The sequence below is a fragment of the Allobosea sp. P4_C6 genome, from assembly GCF_056402015.1.
The window spans coordinates 1-5,834 of record NZ_JBFUIF010000099.1 but is presented as its reverse complement, the minus strand read 5'-3'; the positions used below and the strand labels follow the sequence as shown (position 1 = coordinate 5,834).

Sequence of the window (5,834 nt, the reverse complement as noted above, 5' to 3'; positions counted from 1 at the left end):
GCCCGGCAGTTCCGGCATGACGATGTGGCCGGCCTCGACGCGGACGCCATCCGGGAAACCGCCATAGGGCTGGAAAAGGTCCGGATAGGACTCGTTGCCGCCGAGCCCCAGCCCCGCCGCGATGTTCAGCGACATCTGGTGGCCGCCATGGGGGATGCAGCGGCGCCACGACCAGCCGTTTTCCTTGAGCATGTCGAGCGTGCGCAGATACTCGACGAGGCCGTAGCTCAGCGCGCAGTCGAACTGCAGCCAGTCGCGATCCGGCCGCATGCCGCCATAGCGGATCAGGTTGCGTGCGTCCTGCATTGAGAACAGGTTCTCGCCGGTTGCCATCGGGCCGGGATAATGCTCGGTGAGCCTGGCTTGAAGATCGTAGTCGAGCGGATCGCCGGCCTCCTCGTACCAGAACAGGTCGTACTGGCGCAGCGCCTTGGCATAAGCGATCGCGGTATCGAGATCGAAGCGGCCATTGGCATCGACCGCGAGCCTGCTGCCGGCCGGCAGCAGCTTCAGCACCGCCTCGATACGCTTGCAGTCGTCTGCCAGCGGCGCGCCGCCGATCTTCATCTTCACGACCGTGTAGCCGCGGTCGAGATAGCCCTCCATCTCGGCCGCCAGACCCTCCAGCCCCTTGCCTGGGTAGTAGTAGCCGCCGGCGGCATAGACAAAGACCTTAGGATCGGCCTGCGTACCGTGGCGCTCCGCCAGCAGCCGGAAGAGCGGCTTGCCGGCGATCTTGGCGACGGCGTCCCAGACCGCCATGTCGATCGTGCCCATGGCGACGGAGCGCTCACCATGGCCGCCGGGCTTCTCATTGGTGAACATCGCGGCCCACACCTTGCCTGGATCGATATTGCCACCCTCAGCATCGAGCAGGCTGTTGGGCGCCGCCTGGAGCACGCGCGGGGCGAAGCGCTCGCGGATCAACCCGCCCTGGCCATAGCGCCCGTTCGAGTTGAAGCCGTAGCCGATCACCGGCTTGCCGTCGCGGATGACGTTGGTAACGACAGCAACCAGGCTCAGCGTCATCTTCGAGAAGTCGATGAAGGCATTGGCGATGGGCGAGGCGATCGGAGCGGTGCGCTCCCGGATGTCGACGATACGCATTTAGAGGGCTTCCTGGTGGGAGGAGCGGCTGGGTTCAGTCGGCGAACTGACCGGCGGCCTGGATCAGCGGACGCCAGCGGCCGATGTCGTCTTTCAGCGTCTGCGCCAGGGACTGCGGCGTGGCCTTTTCAGGCGTCGGCACAGTGCTAATGTCAATGAAACGTCTGGCGAGCGTGGGGTCCTGCAACGCCTTCGCCAACGCGGCCGACAAAGTCTGAACCACGGAGTCTGGGGTCTTCGCAGGCACGAAGAGGCCGTGCCACACGCTAATTTCCATGTTGGGAAGGCCGCCTTCGCCGACGGTGGGCAGATCAGGAAGCGCGGGGATTCGCTGCGCGCTCGTAACTGCATAGCCCTTGATGCTCTTCGACTGCAGCTGGGGCGCGGCAGTGGTGGCCTGCTCGCAGCCAAGGTCGACCTGGTTCGCCAGCAGCGCCTGCAGTACTGGCCCGCCGCCCCGGAAAGGCACCTGAGTGAGCTTCTTGTCCATGGCGGCCATGAACAGCAGTCCGCAGAGTTGCGAGGAGGCGCCCAGGCCAGAATGGGCAAATGTCACATCCTGCCCGCGTGCTTTGACGTCCTTGATCAGATCCACCAGCGATTCAGGCTGGTATCCCGGTCGGGCGATGATCGCCATGCTGGCATCCGAGACGACGCCGACGGGCCTGAGATCGGCCGTCGGATCGAAAGCCAGCTTGCGATAGAGCGTGACAGCCGTCGCCAGACCGAGATGGTTGAGCAGGATGGTGTGCCCATCGGGATCGGAGCGAACCGCTCGATGACTGCCGGTCGTGCCGCCAGCGCCGGCCACATTCTCGACGATGATGTTCTGGCCCAGAATGCGGCCCATAGTTTCCGCGGTCACACGAGCGACCGTGTCGGTCGGCCCCCCGGCGGCAAAAGGAACGATCATCGTGATCGGCCGTGAAGGATAATTCTGCGCCGCAGCCGGCGTCGCGATCGCCGCCGCCAGCAAAATGCCAAGAGCCAGTTTCGCCATCGTCGCCTCCCCGTTCTTCGTTGACGGGACGATAGAGCGAGGCGAAGGGAATATCAGCCACCGCTGGCATGGTCATTTTTCATCCAAGCCGTTCCATTTGGAGATGGCTGAAAAGCTCTGCAGGAGGCGTCATGCGCAGTTTCGACCCCGTGTCCTTGCGCTTGTTCGTAGCCGTCTGCGAGGAGGGCAACATCGCGGCCGCAGCCCAGAGGGAAGCGATCGTGCCCTCGGCCGTCAGCAAGCGCCTCGCCCATATGGAAAGCGAAGCCGGCGTCAGATTGTTTGAACGTGGTCGCCGAGGCGTGACGGTCACGGCCGCGGGCGAGGCGCTCTGCCGCTATGCGCGCGAGTCGCTGCAGATGCTCGACCGGATCAAATCGGACCTCGGCGCCTTTGCGCAGGGTGTGCAGGGCCACGTTCGCGTTTTCGGCAGCAAGTCGGCGCTCGCCCAGTTTCTACCCAATGATATTGGTCGCTTCGCCAAGATGTATCGCGACGTCCGAGTGAGCATGGAAGAGCGGGAAATCTGGGAGGTTGTAAGGGGCGTCGAAGAGGGACGAGCCGACATCGGCGTTTGCTGGGATGCGGTGGACTTCCGAGATCTGACCCTCTTTCCCTATCACCGGGATCACCTCGCCGTCGTTGTACCCCAGGGGCACCCGCTTGCCAGTCGCGCCTCTGTCGCCTTCATCGAGACTCTCGACTACGAGCACGTCGATATCCTGGCGCGTAGCATCTTGCAGCAGAGACAACGGAGCGCCGCAGGAGCAGCCGGAAAGCAGCTGATCCACCGGATCCAGGTGTCGACAGTGGATGCTGCCTACCGGATCGTCGCCGCTGGTCTGGCAGTCGCCATCGTCCCTGGCGAGGAAGCGCGCGCCGTTCAACAGGCACTGTGTCTGACGGTGGTCCCGCTGACCGACCCTTGGGCCCGCCGCCAATTTGTCATCTCGGTAAGGAACAAGGGACTGTCGCTTCCTGCCAGTCTCCTGGTCGAAAAACTCCGTGATGCTGCCGGCGGGGGAAACACTCATCAGCGAGCGCATCCGTCAGGCGATCGTTGAGTGTCCCGTAGTGCCGCGCAACCGCAATCCCGTCGGCATCCGCGATGTTAGCGACGGTTGTGACGTGCCATCCAGTGGAAACCGTGCCTCTAGTCGGCCGTGTGCGTCCTCACAGGTCTCGTCAGTTGCCGTCATCTGCGATGACGCCTCGCCGCCAGTTCAAAATGCGACCGGTCATTGTCCTTGTAGCGACCAAAGTGACCGCCCCAGCGAAGCCGGACCCCAGTGTCCGAGGCGGCCTTTCTCATGGCCGCGGCGATTTGGCCCTGAAGCGTCGGATCGAAGACGACACGCCCCTCCCCGTCGAGCGGCCAGAGATCCACAGCCCGTCCGGAGCGATGCGAAGAGCTTTTCGTCCTCGACCATCCCCAGGCCACGGCCCGACCTTGTTGATCTCGGTCACGCCGGCCCGAGCCAATGACAAAGCGCAGGTTCGGAAGGCCGGCTTGCGCCCCTCTAACGATATTGGCGAGGATTGGGTCGAGCGCACGCAGGTTGGCGTCCTGATTTCCCACCGGGTTCGGGTTCCACGAGCGAAACATCGGAATCTGGTCGCGGCCGAACTCGTCGCGGATCGGGATTCTGGCGTAGACACCATCAGCGCTTGGAGTGCCTGATTGGCCGTGCGCGGCGCATGCCAGCGCGAGGCTCGTCAGCAAGAGGCTGATCGGCAGCAAGCAGGCGGCGCGTGCACGAGAGGACATGATAGATCAACATTTACCTGTGAGAGCCTCGAAAGGAAGGCAGGCAGAGGATCCATTTGTCTCGAAAATGACCTGGAGCCGCACCGTGTGAATGTCTGTTTCCGGGCGATGCGCCAATGTCCATCTTGCCGCTTACCGTTGAAAAATGGTCCGCTTTGATGACGCAGACCGGTTGCCATTCTCAGCCTACAGCTCAGCGACAATCCACCTCTTAAAGGCCACCATGGCGCTGGTTTCGGTCCGTGATCTCAGCCGCGTCATCCAGTAGGCCCCGGTGACGATACCGAGGTCGAGCGGCTGTACGATCCGTCCGGAAGAGATATCACGCGAGAACATCGCGGCGGGGACAAGCGCAACGCCTAGACCTTGCGCTGCCGCTTCGACCAGCGCCAGCGAATTATCAAAAATCCAGCCTCGCGCAACCGGCGGGGTCAGCCCCACGGTAAGGAACCAGAGCGGCCATTCGTCCTGGCGGTATGAGCGCAGGAGGTGCTGGGCCAGCAGGTCAGCCGGAGTGCGGACTGACATGGCGAGCGCAGGGCTGCAGACCGGAGCAAGCGGGGCTTGCATCAGCTCGACCGCCTCGGTGCCGTGCCAGGCGCCGTCACCGAACCGAATGAACAGATCGAGGCCGTCTAGGAGCGTGTCGGCACGGTTGTTGTTCGTCTTGATCCGCACCTCGATCTGCGGATGCCGCGCGTTGAAGTCCTGCAGGCGCGGCAGGAGCCATCCGAGGGCGAAGCTGCTCACCACGCCGATCGTGAGAATCTCGGCCGTGCCGCCTGTACGCAGCTGGTGCACCTTGTCGCCGACTCGCCGTAGCGCATCCGTCAGCACCGGCAGCAACGCCTGGGCCTCCTCGGTCAGGGCGATGCCACGCGGCAAGCGCTCGAACAAGATGAAGCCGAGATCCTTCTCAAGCAGCTTGATCTGATGACTAATAGCGGTCTGGCCGACGCGCAGCTCCATCCCGGCCTTGGTCAGGCTACCGAGCCGTGCCGATGCCTCAAAGGCGCGCAAGGCGTTGAGCGGCAGTCTCGAAACATCCATCCAGAAGCCCCAATTTTATTCATATCAAATCTGAGTAACGATCATTTGGCTAGGGCCATGCGGCCTCGCTACCTCTGCGCCTCCCTCTGGAGACGAAACGCACATGACAACTCGCACCATCGATTCCCTTGTGGCGGACCGCCGCTGGTTCTTGATCGGCGCTGGTGCCGCTCTTTTTGGCGCCGGGCATGCCGCGGCTGCACCTCGGGCTAGTCTCGATCTTCGGTCCCTGGAAGTGCGCCATGGCGGCCGCCTCGGGCTTTTCGCCACGCGGGAGAGTCAGCGGGTCGGCTGGCGCTCGACCGAGCGCTTCGCTTTCTGTTCAACATTCAAACTGTTTCTCGCAGCCTATGTGATGCAGACTGTGCAGCAGGGGCGCGACCGGCTCGACCGAGCCGTCCCGATCACAGCCGCCGACATGGTGCCGCATGGGCCGGTCACGCAGCCGGCGATCGGCAGAACGCTCACGCTGGAGGAGCTGTGCAAAGCAACTGTCGAGATTAGCGACAACCCAGCGGCGAATATCCTCATCCGCGAAATGGGCGGTCTCGCTGCATTCCAGCAGTGGTATCGCAGCATCGGCGACCAGGTCACACGCGTTGATCGAATGGAAACYGAGCTGAACACCGCGTTGCCCGGCGACATGCGCGACACCACCACGGCCGAGCAGTATGTCGCCAATCTCGACGAGGTCTTGCGCGGCAACTTGCTCTCGGCGGCGCACCTGCAGTTGCTTGTGCGCTGGATCACCGAGACTCCGACCGGGGCAGGCCGGATCAAGGCAGGCGTCCCCGCCGGCTACACCGTCGGCCACAAGACCGGCACCGGGGCGCGGGCGACGCACAACAATATCGGCATTATTTGGCCGCCAAGCGGGCCATCGATTCTGATCTGCGTGTTCTTCACGGG

General features: G+C 63.4%; 6 protein-coding genes. 2 read left to right on the top strand and 4 right to left on the bottom strand.

Annotated features, from left to right (window positions below; all coding sequences use genetic code 11):
* Together AC1DVA_RS25935 and AC1DVA_RS25930 are read right to left on the bottom strand one after the other, a co-directional pair.
* Positions 1-1,107: mandelate racemase/muconate lactonizing enzyme family protein (locus AC1DVA_RS25935; protein WP_476807780.1), on the bottom strand; the 1,107-nt coding region annotated here is incomplete at its 3' end.
* A gap of 34 nt (positions 1,108-1,141) precedes the next feature.
* Positions 1,142-2,107 carry a tripartite tricarboxylate transporter substrate-binding protein gene (locus AC1DVA_RS25930; protein WP_265055465.1) on the bottom strand — a complete coding sequence of 322 codons (966 nt, stop codon included), beginning with the start codon at positions 2,105-2,107 and terminating at the stop codon, positions 1,142-1,144.
* A 131-nt stretch (positions 2,108-2,238) separates the two neighbouring features.
* Between AC1DVA_RS25930 and AC1DVA_RS25925 the strand changes: the two genes are divergently transcribed.
* The gene (locus AC1DVA_RS25925) at positions 2,239-3,171 is read left to right on the top strand and encodes a LysR family transcriptional regulator (protein ID WP_476807779.1); all 933 of its coding nucleotides are present in this window, start codon (positions 2,239-2,241) and stop codon (positions 3,169-3,171) included.
* Positions 3,172-3,302: 131 nt separating this feature from the next.
* Here the strand turns inward: AC1DVA_RS25925 and AC1DVA_RS25920 are convergent, their stop codons facing one another.
* Together AC1DVA_RS25920 and AC1DVA_RS25915 are read right to left on the bottom strand one after the other, a co-directional pair.
* Positions 3,303-3,848: a M15 family metallopeptidase gene (locus AC1DVA_RS25920; RefSeq protein WP_476807778.1), complete on the bottom strand. Its 546-nt coding sequence runs from the start codon at positions 3,846-3,848 to the stop codon at positions 3,303-3,305.
* Positions 3,849-4,061: 213 nt separating this feature from the next.
* A complete protein-coding gene (locus AC1DVA_RS25915) occupies positions 4,062-4,925 on the bottom strand; it encodes a LysR family transcriptional regulator (RefSeq protein WP_265055462.1) in 864 nt (287 codons plus the stop codon).
* 103 nt (positions 4,926-5,028) lie between these two features.
* Here AC1DVA_RS25915 and bla point away from each other — a divergent pair.
* A partial coding sequence (gene bla / locus AC1DVA_RS25910) for a class A beta-lactamase (RefSeq protein WP_476807777.1) occupies positions 5,029-5,834 on the top strand: 806 nt, incomplete at its 3' end.